The sequence below is a fragment of the Streptomyces sp. NPDC020884 genome (assembly GCF_044333935.1).
Classification (GTDB): Bacteria; Actinomycetota; Actinomycetes; order Streptomycetales; family Streptomycetaceae; genus Streptomyces.
Genome location: NZ_JBIRRY010000011.1, coordinates 314,416 through 333,161, shown reverse-complemented (window position 1 = coordinate 333,161; position 18,746 = coordinate 314,416). Strand labels below are relative to the sequence as shown.

General features: G+C 71.8%; 16 protein-coding genes. 9 read left to right on the top strand and 7 right to left on the bottom strand.

Going from position 1 to position 18,746, the window contains the following annotated elements; translation table 11 throughout:
• The first annotated feature begins 120 nt into the window (after nucleotides 1-120).
• A complete protein-coding gene (locus tag ACH4UK_RS31320) occupies nucleotides 121-1,221 on the top strand; it encodes a glycoside hydrolase family 43 protein (RefSeq protein ID WP_398361728.1) in 1,101 nt (366 codons plus the stop codon).
• Nucleotides 1,222-1,251: 30 nt separating this feature from the next.
• Here the strand turns inward: ACH4UK_RS31320 and ACH4UK_RS31315 are convergent, their stop codons facing one another.
• The 4 genes from ACH4UK_RS31315 to ACH4UK_RS31300 all read right to left on the bottom strand — a co-directional run bounded on the left by ACH4UK_RS31315 (nucleotide 1,252) and on the right by ACH4UK_RS31300 (nucleotide 4,929).
• Complete coding sequence (locus ACH4UK_RS31315) at nucleotides 1,252-2,178, bottom strand: AEC family transporter (RefSeq protein WP_398361726.1); 927 nt, start codon at nucleotides 2,176-2,178, stop codon at nucleotides 1,252-1,254.
• 140 nt (nucleotides 2,179-2,318) lie between these two features.
• Entirely contained in the window at nucleotides 2,319-3,032 is a 714-nt protein-coding gene (locus tag ACH4UK_RS31310) for an N-acetylmannosamine-6-phosphate 2-epimerase (RefSeq protein ID WP_398361724.1), read from the bottom strand.
• A complete protein-coding gene (locus tag ACH4UK_RS31305; RefSeq protein ID WP_398361722.1) occupies nucleotides 3,029-3,973 on the bottom strand; it encodes an ROK family protein in 945 nt (314 codons plus the stop codon). Before ACH4UK_RS31305 ends, ACH4UK_RS31310 begins: the two co-directional genes overlap by 4 nt.
• On the bottom strand, nucleotides 3,970-4,929 hold the full coding sequence (locus ACH4UK_RS31300) for a dihydrodipicolinate synthase family protein (RefSeq protein ID WP_398361720.1): 960 nt from the start codon (nucleotides 4,927-4,929) through the stop codon (nucleotides 3,970-3,972). Before ACH4UK_RS31300 ends, ACH4UK_RS31305 begins: the two co-directional genes overlap by 4 nt.
• A gap of 164 nt (nucleotides 4,930-5,093) precedes the next feature.
• Here ACH4UK_RS31300 and ACH4UK_RS31295 point away from each other — a divergent pair, with 164 nt between their 5' ends.
• A complete protein-coding gene (locus ACH4UK_RS31295) occupies nucleotides 5,094-5,855 on the top strand; it encodes a FadR/GntR family transcriptional regulator (RefSeq protein ID WP_398361718.1) in 762 nt (253 codons plus the stop codon).
• On the opposite strand, the gene ACH4UK_RS31290 is transcribed toward ACH4UK_RS31295, so the two are convergent.
• The 3 genes from ACH4UK_RS31290 to ACH4UK_RS31280 form a co-directional block, all read right to left on the bottom strand.
• Entirely contained in the window at nucleotides 5,798-7,243 is a 1,446-nt protein-coding gene (locus ACH4UK_RS31290) for an exo-alpha-sialidase (RefSeq protein WP_398361716.1), read from the bottom strand. The genes ACH4UK_RS31295 and ACH4UK_RS31290 overlap by 58 nt on opposite strands.
• Before the next feature lie 70 nt (nucleotides 7,244-7,313).
• Nucleotides 7,314-8,318, bottom strand: a complete 1,005-nt coding sequence (locus ACH4UK_RS31285; RefSeq protein WP_398361714.1) for an acetylxylan esterase — start codon at nucleotides 8,316-8,318, stop codon at nucleotides 7,314-7,316.
• A 212-nt stretch (nucleotides 8,319-8,530) separates the two neighbouring features.
• The gene (locus ACH4UK_RS31280) at nucleotides 8,531-9,256 is read right to left on the bottom strand and encodes a FadR/GntR family transcriptional regulator (RefSeq protein ID WP_398361712.1); all 726 of its coding nucleotides are present in this window, start codon (nucleotides 9,254-9,256) and stop codon (nucleotides 8,531-8,533) included.
• A gap of 165 nt (nucleotides 9,257-9,421) precedes the next feature.
• Here ACH4UK_RS31280 and ACH4UK_RS31275 point away from each other — a divergent pair, with 165 nt between their 5' ends.
• The 7 genes from ACH4UK_RS31275 (at nucleotide 9,422) to glpK (ending at nucleotide 18,719) form a co-directional block, all read left to right on the top strand.
• A complete protein-coding gene (locus tag ACH4UK_RS31275; RefSeq protein WP_398361710.1) occupies nucleotides 9,422-11,017 on the top strand; it encodes an ABC transporter substrate-binding protein in 1,596 nt (531 codons plus the stop codon).
• A gap of 74 nt (nucleotides 11,018-11,091) precedes the next feature.
• The gene (locus tag ACH4UK_RS31270) at nucleotides 11,092-12,042 is read left to right on the top strand and encodes an ABC transporter permease (RefSeq protein WP_398361709.1); all 951 of its coding nucleotides are present in this window, start codon (nucleotides 11,092-11,094) and stop codon (nucleotides 12,040-12,042) included.
• Between the two features lies 1 nt (nucleotide 12,043).
• A complete protein-coding gene (locus ACH4UK_RS31265) occupies nucleotides 12,044-14,017 on the top strand; it encodes a dipeptide/oligopeptide/nickel ABC transporter permease/ATP-binding protein (RefSeq protein WP_398361707.1) in 1,974 nt (657 codons plus the stop codon).
• Entirely contained in the window at nucleotides 14,014-15,021 is a 1,008-nt protein-coding gene (locus ACH4UK_RS31260) for an ABC transporter ATP-binding protein (RefSeq protein ID WP_398361705.1), read from the top strand. Before ACH4UK_RS31265 ends, ACH4UK_RS31260 begins: the two co-directional genes overlap by 4 nt.
• Nucleotides 15,018-15,947 (top strand): dihydrodipicolinate synthase family protein, encoded by a 930-nt coding sequence (locus ACH4UK_RS31255; protein WP_398361703.1) that lies wholly within the window; start codon nucleotides 15,018-15,020, stop codon nucleotides 15,945-15,947. Before ACH4UK_RS31260 ends, ACH4UK_RS31255 begins: the two co-directional genes overlap by 4 nt.
• Before the next feature lie 381 nt (nucleotides 15,948-16,328).
• Nucleotides 16,329-17,174 (top strand): MIP/aquaporin family protein, encoded by an 846-nt coding sequence (locus ACH4UK_RS31250; protein ID WP_398361701.1) that lies wholly within the window; start codon nucleotides 16,329-16,331, stop codon nucleotides 17,172-17,174.
• 27 nt (nucleotides 17,175-17,201) lie between these two features.
• Nucleotides 17,202-18,719: a glycerol kinase GlpK gene (glpK, locus tag ACH4UK_RS31245; RefSeq protein WP_398361699.1), complete on the top strand. Its 1,518-nt coding sequence runs from the start codon at nucleotides 17,202-17,204 to the stop codon at nucleotides 18,717-18,719.
• The last annotated feature ends 27 nt before the right edge of the window (nucleotides 18,720-18,746 follow it).

The following is an 18,746-nucleotide window of genomic DNA, read 5'->3' as shown; positions in this document are numbered from 1 at the left end:
AGGATCGCCCACCCCCATGGCCTCCTCAGTACCGGTCCTGACCGGACGACGCCCGGCCACCGCTGACCCTTTCGGCCGGGCGTCGTCCGAACCGAGGCACCCCACGGGAAAGAAGAGCTCATGAAACTCTTCCGCCGTTCCTCCGGCCTCGCCGCCCTGGCGCTGGCCGGTCTTCTCACCGCCGCCCTCGCGCTCCCCTCGGTCGGGGCGGACCGGGGAACGCCCCCCGAACGGGAGACCGCGCCGCTGGGCGACATCGGCCTCAAGGGGGCGGACCCCAGCGTCCTGCGGGTCGGCAGCACCTACATCGCCGTCAAATCGGCCGACGGGGGCATCGTCGTACGGCAGGCCTCGTCACCCGAGGGGCTCGGCTCGGCGCCCGCCCGGAAGGTCTGGTCGGACAGCGGGAACCTCGGCGAGGTCTGGGCGCCGGAGATCGTGATGGACGGCGGCCGGTACTACATCTACTTCAGCGCCGGACGCAGCGCCGCCCACCGGATGTACGTCATCAGCTCCGCGGCCCCGGACAGCGGGTACACCGCGGAGCAGAAGCTCGCCCTGCCGGACGACAAATGGGCCATCGACGGCACCCTGTTCACCTTCGAGGGGCAGCGCTGGTTCGTCTGGTCGGGCTGGGCGGGCGACACCAACGTCGAGCAGAACCTCTACATCGCCCGCATGAGCAGCCCCACCGCGCCGACCGGCGGGCGCCATGTCATCTCACAGCCGCGCGAGAGCTGGGAGCGGGTGGTCGGCAACCCCTTCATCAACGAGAGCCCGGAGGCCATCAAGGATCCGAACGGGCAACTGCACGTCGTGTACTCCGCCAACGGCAGTTGGAGCAGCCGGTACTGCCTGGCCGACCTGCGGCTGCGCAAGGGCGGCGACCCCACCCACGTATGGGACTGGTACAAGTCGAACGGCTGCCTCTTCGGCTCCCACCGCGACACGATGATGACCGGCTGGGACCCGACGCTGCACGTCGACGGTCCGGGCCACCACACCTTCGTCCTGCTGCACGGGGACATCAACACCAGCCCGCCGGCCGGGCAGCGGTTCCCCTCGATGTTCCACGCGGTCCCCAAGGGCACGCCGTACTCCTGGGAGAACCGCTCCTGGTACACCGGCTCGTTCGTGTGGTGGGGCGACACCACCTACCGGCGCGCCAACGTCCCCGGCCCGACCACGGACCAGGGCTGGAGCCTCAAGTTCTTCGAGTGAGGGCCGCCGCGGGCGCCGGGCCCGGCCGGTCTACCGGCCGAGCAGCGCGGCGACGGTGATCAGCACCGGGACCGAGAACAGCGTGGACAACAGGATGGACTCCCTGGCGAACCGCTCGGCGACCCCGTAGTGCGAGGCGTAGGTGAAGAGGTTCTGGGCGGCCGGAAGGGCGGCGATCACGACGACGTCCAGCAGCGCCCCGCCCCGCAGACCGAACAGCCCGGCGCCGACCGCCCAGGCGATGACCGGCTGGGCCACCGTCTTCAGCGCGGCGGACAGGTACAGCGCGCCCCGGTCCTCCCCCCGGCCCGGCCGTTCGCCGCCGCGCAGCGATATGCCGAACGCGAGGAGGACCGCGGGGACCGACATGTTGCCGATGAGGACCAGCGGTTCGAGCAGGGGCCCCGGCAGCGTCCGGCCGGACGCGGCGACCACCACCCCGGCCAGCGACCCGATCGCCATCGGGTTGCGCAGGGGGGTGGTCAGCCGCCGGACGACCGACACCGGTTCTCCGGGGCGGCTGAGGTCGAGGACGGTCAGGGCCAGCGGGGTCACCACGATCTGCTGGAGGAGCAGCACCGGGGCGACGAGGGAGGCGTCTCCCAGCACGTAGACGGCGATGGGGATGCCCAGATTCCCGGCATTGACGTAACTGGCGCACAGGGCGCCGATCGTGACCCGTCCGGCCTCCCAGCGCAGGAACAGCCCGGCCGCCACGGCGAAGACACCGGCCGTGGCGGCCATGGCTATCGCGGTGACCAGCAGGCGTTCCGACAGGACGACGGACAGGTCCGCGCCGGCGAGCATCGTGAAGAGCAGGGCCGGGGTCGCCACGTTGAAGGCCAGCCGGGTCAGCACGGCGCGGCCGTCCTGTCCCAGATAGCCGCGCCGGCCTATGACGTACCCGACGGCGATGACGGTGGCGATCACCGTGAATCCGGTGAGGACTCCCTGCATGTCTTCCTTGCGGGTGGATCAGGTGCGGTGGGCGGCCGACCGGGTGGAACGCCTGGTCAGGTGCCGGACAGCGTCTCAGACCGGTGGCCGCGCCCCTGCGGCGGGGTGGGGCGCGGCCCGGCCGTCCGCGCTCTGCCGGTTCAGCCCCGGGCGGCCTCGCCCGCGCCGTCGGCCGCCCTGCGCGCCAGCGCTCCGGCGAAGCGCGAAGTCAGGGCGGTGGGTGCGGTGATGGCGGTGCCGACCACGACGCTGTGGGCGCCGCGGGCGAGCGCGTCGGCCGCCTCCTCGGGAGTGTTGATACGGCCTTCGGCGACGACGGGTACGGAGATCGCGGCCGACAGGGACGCCACCAGGTCCAGGTCCGGGCCGGTCTGCTCCGGGGTCCCTGGCACATAGCCGGACAGGGTGGTGGAGACGAGGTCCGCGCCCTGTCCGGCGGCGGCGATCCCCTCGGCGAGCGTGGCGACGTCGGCCATGACGAGGGCGCCCGCCGCGTGCACGGCGGTGACGAGCTCGGCGAAGGTGGAGCCGTCCGGGCGCGGCCGGTCGGTGGCGTCGGCGGCGACCACGGCCGCACCCGACGCGACGAGGGCCAGCGCGTGCCGGACGGTCGGCGTGATGTACACCCCGGTGTCGCCGTCCTTCCACAGGCCGATGACCGGCAGGTCCACCGCCGCCACGATCGCGGCGACGACCTCCGGTTCGTTGGCGCGGATCGCGACGCCGCCGCCGGCGGCGGCCGAGAGCGCGAGGCGCACGAGGGTGGCGGTCTCCCGCATCGGGTCCCCGGGGGGCGCCTGGCAGGAGACGATCAGCCGGCCCCGGAGCGTGGCGGCCAGGTCCTGTGCGTTCATCGGTGAGCTCCCGGTAGGTGGAGGGGAAGGGTGGCGGTCAGGGCTGCCGCGCCCCGTACGGCGGCGTCCCCGCCGTGGAGCGGGGGTTCGGGGCGAAGTCCCCGCAGGGGCGGCATCAGTTCGGCGGCGAAGGCCGTGGCCAGCGCGGAGCGGTAGAGCGCGCCGATACGGGGGACCCCGCCGCCGACGACGACCCGGTCGGGGCCGAGCGCGTTGGCCAGGCCGCCCAGGACCCGGCCGGCGGCCGTCGCGCCGGTGGTGATGGCCCGTACGGCCGCCTGCTCGCCTCCGGCGGCGCGGGCCGCGACCGTTTCCAGCCGGTCCGGCCGAGTGCCGGTGAGCCGTTCGTAGTGGGCGGTGATGCCCGGACCGGAGGCGATGACCTCCAGGTGTCCCGTGGCGCCGCAGGTGCACGGCAGCCCGGCCGCCTCGGCGCTGGGCAGATGGCCGAGGTGGCCGGCGATACCGGCGGCGCCGTGCAGCATCCGCCCGTCGACGGCGAGGGCGCCGCCCACTCCCGTGCCGACGGCCGCGAAGAGCAGCGAACCGCGGCTGTCCGACAGCGCGGCGAGCTCCGGTCCCGCGGTGGCGCGCACGTCGTTGTCGCAGGCCACCGGCAGGCCCGTACGGTCGGCGAGGCCGGTGCCGAGCGCGGTGCCCGCCCAGCCCCGGATGGAGTCGGTGGCGCTGGTGACCATGCCGCTGCGGGGGTCGATGACCCCGGCGGCGGCGATGCCGACCAGCCGGGCCCGGCCGTCCGGGTCCACCGCGGCCGCCGCCGCGGCGAGCGCGTCGAGCACGGCGGTGGCGCCCTCCCGGGCGGGGGTGGCCCGGGTGTGCCGGGCCAGCACCGCGCCGTCGGACGCGAAGAGGGCCGCCGCGATCTTCGTGCCCCCCAGATCGAGGCCGATCACCCTGGCGTCGGCCGTCCGCCCGGTCATCGGACCGGCGGCAGACCGGCGCCGCGCAGTCGCTCCGCGACGGATGCGACGGCCGCGGCGGAGAGCGGGATCTGCGGGAACGCGGTGGCGGCGTGGTCGATGACGCCGAGCAGTCGCAGCGCCTCCTTGAAGGAGCCGAGCGCCGACGAGCTGCGGCCCATCTCCTGCTCGGGCCCGACGTCGACCATGGCGAACAGCTCGACGAGCCGCTCCTGTTCCCGGGCGGCGTGCGCCCAGTCGCCCGCTCGCGCGGCGTCGTACAGCCGCACATAGCCGGCCGGATCCACGTTGCCGAGCCCGGGGACGACCCCGTCGGCCCCGGCCAGCAGGGCCGCGTCCACGGTGAGTTCGGAGCCGGTCAGCACGCTGAAGTGCGGCACGGGGCCCCGGGCCCGGCCCTCGCGGCCGCCCAGCCCGACGACGAGCCTGCGCAGGCCGCCCTCGTCACCGCTGCTGTCCTTGAGGCCGGCCAGGGTGCCGTCCTCGGCGAGTTCGCGGACCAGGGCGGTGGAGAGCTTGGAGTGCACGGCGACCGGGATGTCGTACGCGAACAGCGGCAGGTCGACCGCGGCGCGCAGCCGGCGGAAGTGACCGGCGGTCTCCTTGGGGTGGGTGCGGGTGTAGAAGGGCGCCGTCGCGACGAGTGCGTCTGCGCCCAGCTCGGCGGCGGTCCGGGCGTGGGCGAGGACGCGGGGGGTGGTCGTGTCGATGACCCCGGCGAGCACCGGGACCCGGCCGGCGGCGGCGGTGACGACGGTCTCCAGGGCGGTGGCTCGCTGGGCGTCGGTCAGGTAGGCGACCTCGCTGGTCGAACCGAGGGCGAAGAGGCCGTGCACGCCGCCGTCGACGAGGTGTCCGACGAGCCGGGTGAGGGAGGCCGTGTCGACCTCCCCGCGGTCGTCGAGCGGGGTGCAGACCGGCGGTACGACGCCGTGCAACGGTGCGGTCAAGGACATGGTGGAAGAGCTCCAGCTCGCTCGGAACGCCGGTCTTTCGCCCGGAAGGGAAGACGGGACCAGGACATGAGACGTAAGATGTCTTACGTCTTGGCTTACCTTAAGCCGATGCCCCGGCGGCCGGTCAAGGCCGCGGCGGCCGACGACACTTCAGGAGGACGGTTGTGGCCCGCCCCACCATGGCGCAGGACATCGAGCGGAGAATCAAGGAACTGATCCTCGACCGGGCACTGGGACCGGGCGATCCACTGCCCACGGAACCGGAGTTGATGGAGCTGTTCGCCGCCGGACGGGTCTCGGTGCGCGAGGCCCTCAAGGCGTTGCAGGCCATGAACGTCGTGGAGATCAGACGCGGCTTCGGCACCTTCGTCGGCTCGCTCTCCCTGACGCCCTTCGCCGAGGGCCTGGCCTTCCGGGCCGTCGTGCGGCACGGCCGGGGCGAGCCGGGGCTGCTGGAGCTGATGAAGGTGCGCGAGGCGCTGGAGACCGGGCTGGTCGGCGCCGTCAGCGCGGGCATTCCCGCCGAGGACCTGGAGGTGCTGCGGAGTCTGGTCGCCACGATGGAGTCCGAGGCCGCCCGGGACGGCCGGGTCGCCCGAGCGACCGACCGGGCCTTTCATCTGGCGCTCTACGCCTCGCTCGACAACCACCTCCTCAGCGAGGTGCTGGACGCGTTCTGGGCGGCCATGGACCGGGTGCGCACCAGCACGGACGACGGCCACCAGGACCCCGGCGTCACCTGCGACCAGCACCGCGAAATCGTCGCGGCGGTGGCGGCGGGCGACGGGGCCCGAGCGGCGTCGGCGATGCGCGCCCACTTCGACGGCATCCGCACCCGCCTGGAGCCGCACCCGGCCGGGGGCGGCGGTTACGGGGTCACGGTCACCGACCGGCTGCCCGACGCCTGCTTGCCGTCGGCCCGGTAGGTCGCCGTCAGCCCGGCGGCGCCGGAGGCTCCCGCCGGGATCGTGACCGGGACCTCGATGTTCGCGCCCTCACCGGGCCGGAGCGCGGGGAACGCCACCTGCCGGGTCGTCCAGCCGCCGGGCACGGTCAGGTCGAGCGTGCCCGCGTTGCGGGTGACGTCCATCCGGTTCACGACCCGCACGGTCACTCCCGTGGTCGTCCCCGCCCTCAGCGTGGCCGGGGGCGTGATGGTGAGGTCCGCGCAGGTGCCGCCGAGCCACTTCAGGTCGAACGAGGCATAGGTGATGTGCCGGTAGTCCTCGCGCTCGTAGAGCAGCCCGAGCCGGCCGTCCGGCAGCCGGGTCAGCGTCGAGTACGCGGCGCTGTCGGGGTTGACGACCTTCCGGATCGGCCAGGTCTCTCCGTTGTCGCAGGACATCTTCACGGTCAGGTTCTTCCGCGAGGTGCTGTCCGTGTTGCTGAACAGCAGCCAGGACGCCTGGGGGTGGGAGGCCGGGACGTCCGGGGCGTACCGGATGATCGAGCCGTTGTTCGCCGGGTCGGGCAGGTCGGTGTCCTGGGTGAACGGCGTGTAGGTGACGCCGCCGTCGGTGGAGTGCGCGACGGTCCGGTAGGGCGCGGAGCGGTTGTTGAGCATGATCCGGCCGTCGCTGAGCTCCACGGTCTTGTTCTCGTCGCCGCCCGGTCCGACCGGGTTGCCCGTCTTCCAGGTCGCGCCGTGGTCGTCGCTGTAGGCGCTGACGGCGTAGTTGGCGCCGTTGTTCCGGATGGCGTACTGCTGGATCAGCCGCCCCTTGTACGCACCGTTGCGCACCTGGATGCCTTCGCCGGAGGCCGCGAACATGCCCGCCCACGCGGGGTTCTTGATCTGCTTCGTGATCCGGCGGTGGGTCCAGGTGACGCCGTCGTCGTCCGAGTAGCTGTAGTCGGCCTGGAGGACGTCCGGGTCGCTCTCGTCGTTGCCGGTGGCCGAGCCGAAGAAGCCCTGGTTCACGGAGCCCGCGTAGAAGACGAAGACGCGGCCGGTCGTGCGGTCCACGAGGAGGCTGGGGTCGCCGAAGCCCTTGGGGGCCGCCTCCTTGCGGACGACCTGCTGGCTCTCCCAGGTGGTGCCGCCGTCGGTGCTGCGCCGTACGACGACACCGAGGTTGCCGGGGAGGTCGCCGAGCGTGGGGCGGGTGTCGTAGGCGGCGATCAGCGTGCCCCGGACGGATGTCGTGAGCGCGGGGATGCGGTAGTGGGGGGATCCGACACCCTGGGTCGCGATGTCCTGGGAGGTCAGTTCGCCGGCGGCGGGGGCGACGGCCGGTGCGCCGTGGGCGGTGCCGGCGGTGGCGGCCACCAGGACGGCGGCGGACAACAGGGCGACGGTGACTCTGCGCTGCATGGACGATCTCTCTTCTCGTGAGGGGAGACGTACGGAGGGAGCGGAACGCACGGCACGACGAGCCGAAGCGTCAGGAGCGGCCGGCCCGCCCGGCCGGGAGGCCGGCGAACAGGTCGCGCACCCAGGCCAGTTGTTCGGCCCGGTGGTGTTCGGTGCCGCCTTCGTGCCCGTTGAACTCGTAGACGCGCACGTCCTTGGGGCCCGCGTAGCGGTGGTAGGCCGTGAAGCAGGTGGAGGGCGGGCAGACGTCGTCCGCCATCGCGATGGAGAACAGCGCGGGGGCGGTGGCCCGGGTGGCGTGGTGGGCCGCGTCGAAGTACGCCAGGGTGCCGAACACCGCCTCGACGCGGTCGCGGTGGAGCTGGAGGTAGGCGGCGATCTCGGTGTACGGGGGTGTCGCGGCGATCCGCGCGGCCCGGGGGATGTTGCAGAGGAACGGCACGTCCGGCATCACTCCGGCCAGCCCCGGCACGAGCCCGGCCACGGCCAGCGCGATGCCCCCGCCCTGGCTCACCCCGGTCACCACGATGCGGGCGGGATCCACCTCGGGGTGCTCGCGCATCGCCCGCACGCAGCGGACCGCGTCGGTGAACACCCGCCGGTAGTAGTACGTCCCGGGGCTCTCGACGCCCCGGGTCAGGAAGCCCGGCACGGTCCCGGCCGATCCGGGATCGGTGTCGGGGGTGTCGCCGCCCGCCGCCGACCAGCCCTGGCCGCGGGTGTCCATGACCAGGTGCGCGTATCCGGCACAGGCCCACATCAGCTGTTCGTGGGCCAGACCCCGGCCGCGCCCGTAGCCGAGGAACTCCACCACGCAGCCGAGCGGCCCGGTGGCCCCGGCGGGCATCCGCAGCCACCCCCGTACGGGACGGCCGTCGTATCCCGGGACGCTCACGTCGTACACCCGGACCTGGGTCAGCCCGCTGTCGACCTGTTCGAACCGGGCCCGGCCCGGGGCGCTGCCGCCGGTCTCCTCGCCCAGGGCGCCGGACCAGAAGGCGTCGAACCCCTCGGGGAGCGGCAGCTCGGGGCGGTAGGCGCGGCATTCCGCGAGCGTGAGATCGGCCGACGGCATGGCGGCGCCCTCCTGGAGGGGACAGGGAAGCGACAGGACAGAAGACGTCAGATGTCCTGATGGCAAACCAGACCGTAGGGAGCCACGGGCCGCGCGTCAAGGGCCGGGGCGCCGCGCGCTCCCCACCGCAGGACCGGCCGGGAGCCCGGCGCCGGAGGCCGGGGCCGGGGCGTCGCCCCGCGGATCGGAGCCGGACGCGCCCCGGGATCCGATCAGGCCTCCCCGCGCGCCCTGGCCTCGGCGATCCGCCGCCTGACCGGCGCGTAGTGCTCCCCCAGCGCCTTCAGGAACGCGGCGACGTCCCCCGCTCGGGCCGCGTCCACGATGTTCTGGTGGGCGGCGACGGTCTCCGCCTCGTCGGCGTGCGTGAAGCCCTGCAGATGCGGCGCGACGATGGTGTAGACGTCCCAGAAGGCCATCGAGAGCTGGCCGATCAGGTCGTTGCCGAGCGGCGCCACGAGCAGCGCGTGGAAGGCCCGGTCCGCCGCGACGAAGCCGTCCCCGTCGCCCGCCCCGGTGACCCGCATGGTCGCCACCAGGCCGTCCAGCCGGTCCAGCTCCCCGGCGCTCAGCGAGGAGATGATCCGGTCGGCCATGCCCCGCTCGAAGAGCTCACGTACGTCGACGAGGTCGGCCATCACCTGGAAGTCGTCGTCCGGCGAGAGCAGGCCGCGGAAGGTGAGGCTCTCCACCAGCGCCGACAGGCTCAGCCGGCCGACGTACGTCCCGTGCCCGTGACGCACTTCCACGATGTCGAGGGCGGCGAGAATCTTGACGGCCTCCCGGACGCTGGAACGGCTGGCGCCGAGCGCCTCGCACAGGGCCGGCTCCGTCGGCAACGGGTCCCCCGGGCGCAGCCGTTCGTCGAGAATGTACCGCTTGATGCCCTCGACGACCTCCTGCCGCAACAGGGTGCGACCGGGCTTCGCGCCGGACATAGGCGAACTCCCCACCTCTTGACCCCTCTCGATTGTCGAGCTACGTTCCCACGCTATCAAGGCATCAGACATCTGACGTCTGACGCTCACGCCGTACAGGCGTCCCGATAGCCTTCGAAAAGTCGTTCTCCACCCATTCCTCACCCAACGTCCCTTGGAGGACCCGTGCCCGAGCTGAGGCCAGCCGGCGTCGAGCGCCGCACTTTCCTGCGTTACACCAGTGCCCTCGGCGCGGCAGCCGCCATCACGGCAGGCCTCTCGGCTTGCGGTGGGCCCTCCTCGACCGCCGGCGGAGCGGCGGAGAAGGGCGACGGGAACGGCACCATCGAGGCCGGTCTGTCGTACCCCCTGTCGACCGGATTCGACCCGATGATCACGTCGGGCGCCACCCCGTACGCCGCCAATATGCACATCTTCGAGGGGCTCGTAGATCTCGATCCCGCAACACTCCTGGCACGCCCCGCGCTCGCCACCGAGATGCCGAAGAAGATCAACGCCACCACCTACCGCGCCACCCTGCGCGACGGCGCGACCTTCCACGACGGCTCGGCGGTCACCGCCGAGGACGTCGTGTTCAGCTTCGAACGCATCCTGGACGAGAAGAACGCGTCGCTGATGGCACAGTTCGTGCCCTTCATCGACACGGTCACGGCGGTCGACGCGAAGACGGTCGAGTTCAAGCTCCGATACGCCTTCGCGCTCTTCCCCTCCCGCATCGCCGTGGCACGGATCGTGCCGAAGAAGATCGTCGAGGCGGACGTCAAGGGCTTCGACGCCAAGCCCGTCGGCTCGGGGCCCTACCGGTTCGTCGAGGCGACCCGCGAGGACAAGATCGTCTTCGAGAAGTACGCGCAGTACAACGGCCCGCACCCGGCCAAGGCCAAGAAGATGGTCTGGCGCCTGATGTCGGACCAGTCGGCCCGCGTCAGCGCCATGGAGTCCGGCCGCGTCCAGGCCATCGAGGACGTCCCGTACATCGACGTCCAGAGGCTCTCCGCCACCACGAAGACCGAGTCCGTGCAGTCCTTCGGCCTCCTCTTCCTGATGTTCAACACCGCCGACAAGCGGTTCGCGGACAAGCGGGTGCGCCAGGCCCTGCACTACGCGCTGGACACCGAGAAGATCATCAAGACCGCGATGGTCGGGAACGCGACGGCCGCCACCGGCTACGTCCCCACCACCCACCCCGACTTCCACCGGGCCGCCACCGCCTACACCCACGACACGGCCAAGGCGAAGAAGCTGCTGGCCGACGCGGGCGTGGCCAAGCTCAAGTTCACCGTGCTGACCACCGACACCGGCTGGGTCAAGGACATCGCCCCGCTGCTCAAGGAGAGCTGGGCCGCGGCCGGCATCGAGGCCACCTTGAACATCGCCCAGTCCGCCGCCCAGTACGCCAAGGTCGACGGCGGCGACTTCGAGGTCATGGTGGCCCCGGGCGACCCCTCGGTCTTCGGCAACGACGTCGACCTCCTGATGCGCTGGTTCTACTACGGCTTCTGGCCGGAGAAGCGCTACGGCTGGTCCGGCTCCCCCGCGTACAAGAAGGTCAAGCAGCTCCTCGACAAGGCCGCCCAGGCCGCCGACGAGGCGACGCGCAAGCAGCTGTGGGGCGAGATCACCGACCTGGTCGCCGACGAGGCCGCGCTCTACCCGATCCTGCACCGCAAGCTGCCCACCGCCTGGAACGACAAGGCCCTGCCCGGCTTCAAGCCGCTGCCCACCACGGGCCTGTCCTTCGTGGGCGTCGGCCGCGCCTGACGTCCGTCCGGTCCGGGCCGCCACCTCCCCGGCGGCCCGGACCCGCCCTCCGCCCGATCGCAAGGAACCCGACGATGGTTGCTTTTCTCCGGCTCGCGCTGCGCCGCGTCGCGATGATGCCGGTGATGATTCTCGGCATCGCACTGCTGGTCTTCGTGGTGCTGCAGTTCTCGCCGGCCGACCCGGCCTACAACGCGCTCGGGGAGAGCGCCAGTCCTGAGGCCAGGGAAGCCTTCGCGGAGGCCAACGGGCTCAACGACCCGTTGCCTATCCGCTACTTCGACTTCCTCGGCCAACTGCTCCACTTCGACCTCGGTATGACCGTTCCACCGAGCCAGCCCGTGATCGACCGGATCACCGCGGCCTTCCCGCTCACCCTGCAACTGACGTTCCTCGGGCTGTTCCTCGCGGTGACGCTCGCCGTCATCGGCGGTGTCCTGGGCGCGATGTACCGCGACCGCTGGCCCGACCAGCTCTTCCGGGTGCTGTCCATGGCCGGGGTCGCCATCCCGTCGTTCTGGCTCGGTGTCCTGCTCATCCAGCAGTTCGCGCTGAACACCCGGATCTTCCCGACCGGCGGATACACCAACCCCGCCGACTCGTTCGGCGGCTGGCTCACCACCATGGCCCTGCCCGCTCTCTCGCTCGCCGTGCCGGTCGCGGCGTCGCTCGCCCGCCTCGTACGCACCTCGATGGTCGCCGAGCTGGACCGCGACTACGTCCGCACCGCACAGGGCAACGGCCTGCCGGTCCACCTGGTGATCCGCTCGGTGCTGCGCAACGCGCTGGTCACCCCGCTCACCGTGCTCGGCGTCAAGGTCGGCTACCTGCTCAGCGGGGCCGTCGTCATCGAAGCGATCTTCGACCTGCCCGGCATGGGCAAACTCATCCTCGAAGGCGTCACCGGCGGCGACGTCGCCCTGGTCCAGGGCACCGTACTGACCATCGCCATCGCCTTCCTGGTGGTCAACGTCATCGTCGACCTGCTCTACCTGCTGGTCAATCCGCGCATCAGGACGGTGTGACATGTTCGCCACGGGCCGTCTGGCCAAGAAGCTCTCCCGACCGGGCATCGCCTTCCGCGCCCTGCCGGTCACCTCCCGCGTCGCCCTCGGCATCCTGGTCGTCGTCATCCTCGGCGCCGTCCTCGCCCCGCTCCTCACCCAGGACCCCCTGACCACCGGCACCCCCGTCCAGGCCCCGAGCGCCGACCACTGGTTCGGCACCGACCGGGCCGGCCGCGACGTCTTCGCCCGGGTGGTCCACGGATCGCGCTACTCGCTGGTCATCGGCCTCGGCGCGACCGCCGTCGCCCTGATCGCCGGAGCCGTGCTCGGCTCGCTCGCCGCCACCTCGCGCAGACTCGGCGACGAGTCCGTCATGCGCACCCTCGACGTCGTGATGTCGTTCCCGCCGATCGCCCTCGCGGCCGTCCTGGTCGCCGTCTTCGGCACCAGCGTCCCGGTGATCATCTTCACCATCGCCTTCGTCTACACCCCCTCGCTCGCCCGCGTCGTCCGGGCCTGCGTGCTCGCGCAGTACGGCGAGGACTACGTCGCGGCCGAGAAGGTCATCGGCGCCCGGCGCGGGTACATCGTCCTGCGCCACGTCGCCGTCAACTGCATGGCGCCGGTCATGGTGTTCGCCACCGTCATGGTCGCCGAGGCGATCATCTTCGAGGCCAGCCTCTCCTTCATCGGGGCCGGCGTGCAGGACCCCGACCCCAGCTGGGGCAGCGTCCTCGCCTACGGCCGGCAGATCCTCCTGGCGGGCGGCTGGTGGGCCACCTTCTTCCCGGGCCTGGCTCTGCTGATCACCGTTCTCGCGCTCAACATCCTCTCCGAGGGCCTCACCGACGCCTCCGCCGCGCCCAGGAGCGCCCGTACCCCGGCCGCGCCCGCCGCCACCACGGCTCCCGACCCGGTCGAGGCCGCCGCCACGGTCGACATCGACGCGGCCCTCGCGAAGCTCGCCCGGCACATCAACGCCACCGAGCCCACCATCACCCCGGTGCGCGCGGACGCCGACGAACTCCTCGTCGTCAACGACCTGTCGATCCGCTTCCCCGACCGCTACGGCGACATCCCCGTCGTCGACCGGCTGAACTTCACCGTCCACGAGGGCGAGACCCTCGGCCTGGTCGGCGAGTCCGGCTGCGGCAAGTCCATCACCAGCCTCGCCGTCATGGGCCTGCTGGCCCGCAACGCCGAGGTCAGCGGCGAGATCCTCTACCGCGGCCGGGACCTGCTGAAGCTCCCGCCCAAGGAACGCCGCGCCCTGATGGGCCCCGAGATCGCGATGGTCTACCAGGACGCGCTCTCCTCCCTCAACCCCTCCGTGCTCGTCGGCACCCAGCTGAAGCAGCTGACCTCGCGCGGCTCCACGAAGACCCCCGCCGAGCTCCTCGAACTCGTGGGCCTCTCCCCCGAGCGCACCCTGCGCAGCTACCCGCACGAACTCTCCGGCGGACAGCGCCAGCGGGTCCTCATCGCCATGGCCCTCTCCCGCAGCCCGCGCCTGCTGATCGCGGACGAGCCGACCACCGCTCTCGACGTCACCGTCCAGGCCCAGGTCGTCGAACTCCTCATCCGGCTCCGCGACGAGCTCGGCTTCGCGATGGTGCTGGTCAGCCACGACCTCGCCCTGGTCGGCGACCTCTCCCACCGGGTCGCCGTCATGTACGCGGGCCGGCTCGCCGAGGTCGGCGACACCCGGTCCGTCCTCACCGGCCCCGCCCACCACTACAGCCGCGGCCTCCTCGGCTCCGTCGTCTCCCTGGAGGCCGGCGCCGACCGGCTCCACCAGATCCGCGGCGTCGTCCCGGCCCCCCAGGGCTTCGGCGAGGGGTGCCGCTTCGCCGGACGCTGCGCCGCCGCCACCGCCGTCTGCCGCACCGCGACACCCGCGCTCACCTCGCGCGACACCACGGCCGACCACGGCTTCGCCTGCCACCACCCGGCCGGAACGGCCGCCGAGAAGCTGGAAGGAAGTGCCCTGTGATCAGGCTCGACGGCGTCCACGTACGCCACAAGGCACGCAGCGGCGGGATCTTCTCCCGCGATGCCGTCCACGCGCTCACCGACGCCACGCTGAAGGTCGAACGCGGCGAGATCGTGGGCCTGGTCGGGGAGTCCGGCTGCGGCAAGTCCACCCTCGCCCGCGTGCTGACGGGACTCCAGAAGCCCACCGAGGGCGAGGTCCTCTTCCACGGGCGTGACCTGTGGAAGATGTCGGGCGCCGAACGGCGCACCGACTTCGGCTCGGCCGTCGGCGTCGTCTTCCAGGACCCCTCGACCGCGCTCAACCCCCGCCTCACGGTCCGGCAGATCCTCCGCGATCCGCTGGACGTGCACCGGCGCGGCACCCGCGAGGCGCGCGAGGCACGGGTCGAGGAGCTGCTCGACCTGGTCGGGCTGCCCGGCCACACCCTCGCCGCCCTGCCCGGACAGCTCTCGGGGGGCCAGCGCCAGCGCGTCGCCATCGCCCGCGCCCTGGCACTCGAACCGGAGCTGATCGTCGCCGACGAGCCGACCTCCGCACTCGACGTCTCGGTGCGCGCCCAGGTGCTCAACCTCCTGGTCGACCTGCGCGAACGTCTGGGCCTGGGCATGGTGTTCATCTCGCACGACATCCAGACCGTGCGCTATCTCGCCGACCGCATCGCCGTCCTCTACCTCGGCCGCATCGTCGAGGAGGGCCGCGCCGCCGACGTGGCGGGCTCTCCCGAGCACCCGTACACCGAGGCGCTGCTCTCCGCCACGCCCAGCCTGCTGGAGGCGACGGAGCGCATCGTGCTCACGGGCCCGGTGCCCTCCGCCACCAACCCGCCCACCGGCTGCCCGTTCCGCACCCGCTGCTGGAAGGCCGACGACGCGTGCGCCACCGTCTTCCCGGAGGCGGCCCTCGGACCCGGCGAGCACCGCTGGCACTGCGTCCACCCCCAGAACTCCGTGTCCCCCTCGGGGACCGGGACCTCCGCACCGCCCGCAAGGAGCACCGCATGACCGCCCCCTCCCCTCTCTACTCCGGCGTGATACCGCCCGTCGTGACCCCGCTCACCGCCGACGGCGAGCTCGACCGCGCCTCCCTGGAACGGGTCGTCGGTCATCTTCTCGACGGCGGGGTCAACGGCCTCTTCGCCCTGGGCAGTTCGGGCGAGACGGCCTACCTGACGCCCGGCCGGCAGGACGAGGTCATCAAGGTGATCACCGCGACGGCGGCCGGCCAGGTCCCGGTGCTCGTCGGGGCCATCGAGACCACCACCGACCGGGCCGCCGAGCGGGCCCGCGCCGCGGCCGCCCTGGGCGCCGACGCCGTCGTGGCCACCGCGCCCTTCTACACGCGCACCCATGTCACCGAGATCGACCGGCACTTCCGGGACCTCGCGGCCGCCGTGGACCTGCCGCTCCTGGCGTACGACGTGCCGGTCTGCGTGCACAGCAAGCTGGACCCGGAACTCCTGCTGCCGCTCGCGGCGGACGGGGTGCTCGCGGGGGTGAAGGACTCCAGCGGGGACGACGGTTCGTTCCGGCGGCTGGTCATCGGGGCCCGCGGCCTCCCGGGGTTCTCGGTGCTCACCGGCCACGAGCTGGTGGTGGACGCGATGATGCTCGGCGGCGCCGACGGTTCCGTACCCGGCCTGGGCAATGTGGACCCGCACGGCTATGTGCGGCTCCACGAGGCGGCGGTGAAGGGTGACTGGGCCACCGCCAGGGCGGAACAGGACCGGCTCGTCGGCCTGTTCGACATCGTCCGCGCGGCCCGCCCCGGCACGGCCTCGGCGACCGCCGCGGGCCTCGGCGCGTTCAAGACGGCCCTGATGCTGCGCGGCATCATCGACACCAACGTGATGAGCCCGCCGATGCGCCGCCTGGACGAGGCGGAGACGGCGTCGATCGCGGCCTGCCTGGAGCTGGCGGGGCTCTCCTAGACCCGGTCCGCCCGGGGCCCCCACCCCGGGCGGTCTGCGCCGCCCACGTGGCCCGGCGCGGACCGCCCCGATCCTCAGCGGCGTCACTCGGAAGACCAGTGGCACCCGTTTGTTTAATCCTAGGCTCACCTGACTTCTGACCATGCTTTCCATGGCTCAAGGCCGCGCACGCTCATGCATGCTCAGCGACTCGACAACCCCTGAGGGCGCTTTCGCTTGCCATTCGACGCGGCAGGGCCACCGATGGCGCGTTCGACTCGTGCAGACCTCGCACTCCGACGCCCCAAACCTCCCGATATGCCCGATCTTGTGAAACGCCTTAGCCTGCTGACACTGCTCGGATAGTCGACAGCCGACGCCGTCGGCGGAGGGCAAGCTTCCATGGCTGAACTACGTAGGAAGTCCGGACTGATCGGTGAGCTGTCCGCCGAGTTCGCGGGCACCATGATCCTCATCCTCTTCGGATGCGGTGTCGTGGCCCAGGTGGCGGCGGGCGGAGCCCTGACCGATCCCCCCGGCGGGCTCGGGGACCACGACAGCATCGCCTGGGCGTGGGGGCTGGGCGTCACGCTGGGCGTCTATGTGGCGGCCCGGCTGAGCGGGGCCCATCTCAATCCCGCGGTGACCGTCGCCCTGGCCACGTTCAAGGGGTTCCCCTGGCGCAAGGTGGCTCCCTACGCACTGGCGCAGACGGCCGGTGCGTTCGTGGCCGCGCTCCTGGTCCGCTGGAACTACAGCGAGGCACTGGCGAAGGCCGACCCCGGGCACACCATCAAGACCCAGTCGGTGTTCTCCACCCTGCCGGCCAACGGCAACCCGGCACTGCCGGTCCACGAATGGGGCGCGTTCCGCGACCAGGTCATCGGCACCGCCATCCTGCTGCTGCTGATCATGGCGATCACGGATCTGCTGAACACCCCGCCCGGCTCGAACATGGGCCCGTTCATCATCGGCCTGGTCGTGGTCGCGATCGGCATGGCCTGGGGAACCAACGCGGGTTACGCGATCAACCCGGCCCGTGACTTCGGCCCCCGGTTGGCGAGCTTCCTCACCGGCTACGGCGGTGCGTGGCGGGACCAGTACGGGAATCTCTACTTCTGGGTGCCCATCCTGGGCCCGCTGGTCGGCGGCCTGCTGGGAGCGGGCTTCTACAAGGCCTTCGTCGGACGGTTCCTGCCGTCCGCGGAACCCGAACCGCCGGGACGCATCCCGGCGCCCAAGGACTGACCACAGCAGCCAAAGAGGTGGCACATCATGGCGGACTTCATCGGCGCGGTGGACCAGGGGACCACCAGCACCCGATTCATGATCTTCGATCACGGCGGCAACGAGGTCGCCAGGCACCAGCTGGAGCACGAGCAGATCCTGCCCCGCTCCGGCTGGGTGGAGCACGATCCCGTGGAGATCTGGGAACGCACCAACTCGGTGATGCAGAACGCCCTGCGTCACGGCGGCCTGTCGCCGACGGATCTGGTGGCCATCGGGATCACCAACCAGCGCGAGACCACGGTGGTCTGGGATCCGCGCAACGGGCGGCCCTACTACAACGCCATCGTGTGGCAGGACACCCGTACCGACGCCATCGCGGCGAACCTCGAACGCTCGGGGCAGGGCGAGGTCATCCGGCGCAAGGCCGGGCTGCCGCCGGCGACGTACTTCTCCGCCGGCAAGATCCAGTGGATCCTGGAGAACGTCGACGGCGTACGGGAAGCCGCCGAGGCCGGTCACGCGATCTTCGGCAACACCGACGCCTGGGTCCTGTGGAACCTGACCGGTGGCCCGAACGGCGGCATCCACGCCACCGACGTCACCAACGCGAGCCGCACCATGCTGATGGACCTGGAGACCCTCGACTGGGACGAGGAACTCCTCGGCTTCTTCGGCATCCCCCGGGCGATGCTGCCGAAGATCAACCCCTCGTCGCATCCGGACGCCTACGGTTCCACCCGCACCTCCCGGCCGCTGAGTGCCGCCATCCCCATCGGCGGCGTACTCGGCGACCAGCAGGCGGCCACCGTCGGTCAGGTCTGCTTCGAGCCCGGGGAGGCCAAGAACACCTACGGGACCGGCAACTTCCTGGTGCTCAACACCGGCTCCGAGCTGGTCCGCTCGGAGCACGGCCTGCTCACCACGGTGGCCTACCAGTTCGGCGACAGCCCGGTGGTCTACGCGCTGGAGGGATCCATCGCCGTCACCGGCTCCGCGGTGCAGTGGCTGCGCGACCAGATGAAGATCATCAAGTCGGCGCCGGAGAGCGAGGAGCTGGCCCGGAGCGTCGAGGACAACGGCGGCATGTACTTCGTGCCCGCGTTCTCCGGCCTGTTCGCGCCGTACTGGCGTTCCGACGCCCGGGGCGCGATCGTCGGCCTGGCCCGGTACAACAGCAACGCCCATCTGGCGCGGGCCACTCTGGAAGCCATCTGCTACCAGAGCCGCGATGTGGTCGAGGCCATGGAGCGGGACTCCGGAGTCCATCTCGACGTGCTCAAGGTCGACGGCGGCGTCACCGCCAACGACCTCTGCATGCAGATCCAGTCCGACGTCCTCGGCGTCGAGGTCAGCCGCCCGGTCGTGGCGGAGACGACGGCGCTCGGCGCCGCCTACGCGGCGGGGCTCGCCACCGGCTTCTGGCAGAGCACCGACGAACTGCGCACCCAGTGGCACGAGTCGAAGCGCTGGTCGCCCCAGTGGTCCGAGGAGAAGCGCGCGGAGGGCTACGCGGGCTGGAAGAAGGCGGTGGAGCGCACCCTGGACTGGGTGAAGGTCCCCTGACCCGGCGGCCCGGGGCGGCTCGGGCGT

What these genes read in the sequence shown, in the direction of transcription:
- ACH4UK_RS31280 (WP_398361712.1), bottom strand. Translation starts at nt 9,256, where the DNA reads ATGTCCGGCGCGAAGCCCGGTCGCACCCTGTTGCGGCAGGAGGTCGTC.
- ACH4UK_RS31285 (WP_398361714.1), bottom strand. Translation starts at nt 8,318, where the DNA reads ATGCCGTCGGCCGATCTCACGCTCGCGGAATGCCGCGCCTACCGCCCC.
- ACH4UK_RS31320 (WP_398361728.1), top strand. Translation starts at nt 121, where the DNA reads ATGAAACTCTTCCGCCGTTCCTCCGGCCTCGCCGCCCTGGCGCTGGCC.
- ACH4UK_RS31305 (WP_398361722.1), bottom strand. Translation starts at nt 3,973, where the DNA reads ATGACCGGGCGGACGGCCGACGCCAGGGTGATCGGCCTCGATCTGGGG.
- ACH4UK_RS31300 (WP_398361720.1), bottom strand. Translation starts at nt 4,929, where the DNA reads ATGTCCTTGACCGCACCGTTGCACGGCGTCGTACCGCCGGTCTGCACC.
- ACH4UK_RS31250 (WP_398361701.1), top strand. Translation starts at nt 16,329, where the DNA reads ATGGCTGAACTACGTAGGAAGTCCGGACTGATCGGTGAGCTGTCCGCC.
- glpK (WP_398361699.1), top strand. Translation starts at nt 17,202, where the DNA reads ATGGCGGACTTCATCGGCGCGGTGGACCAGGGGACCACCAGCACCCGA.
- ACH4UK_RS31265 (WP_398361707.1), top strand. Translation starts at nt 12,044, where the DNA reads ATGTTCGCCACGGGCCGTCTGGCCAAGAAGCTCTCCCGACCGGGCATC.
- ACH4UK_RS31270 (WP_398361709.1), top strand. Translation starts at nt 11,092, where the DNA reads ATGGTTGCTTTTCTCCGGCTCGCGCTGCGCCGCGTCGCGATGATGCCG.
- ACH4UK_RS31290 (WP_398361716.1), bottom strand. Translation starts at nt 7,243, where the DNA reads ATGCAGCGCAGAGTCACCGTCGCCCTGTTGTCCGCCGCCGTCCTGGTG.
- ACH4UK_RS31315 (WP_398361726.1), bottom strand. Translation starts at nt 2,178, where the DNA reads ATGCAGGGAGTCCTCACCGGATTCACGGTGATCGCCACCGTCATCGCC.
- ACH4UK_RS31255 (WP_398361703.1), top strand. Translation starts at nt 15,018, where the DNA reads ATGACCGCCCCCTCCCCTCTCTACTCCGGCGTGATACCGCCCGTCGTG.
- ACH4UK_RS31310 (WP_398361724.1), bottom strand. Translation starts at nt 3,032, where the DNA reads ATGAACGCACAGGACCTGGCCGCCACGCTCCGGGGCCGGCTGATCGTC.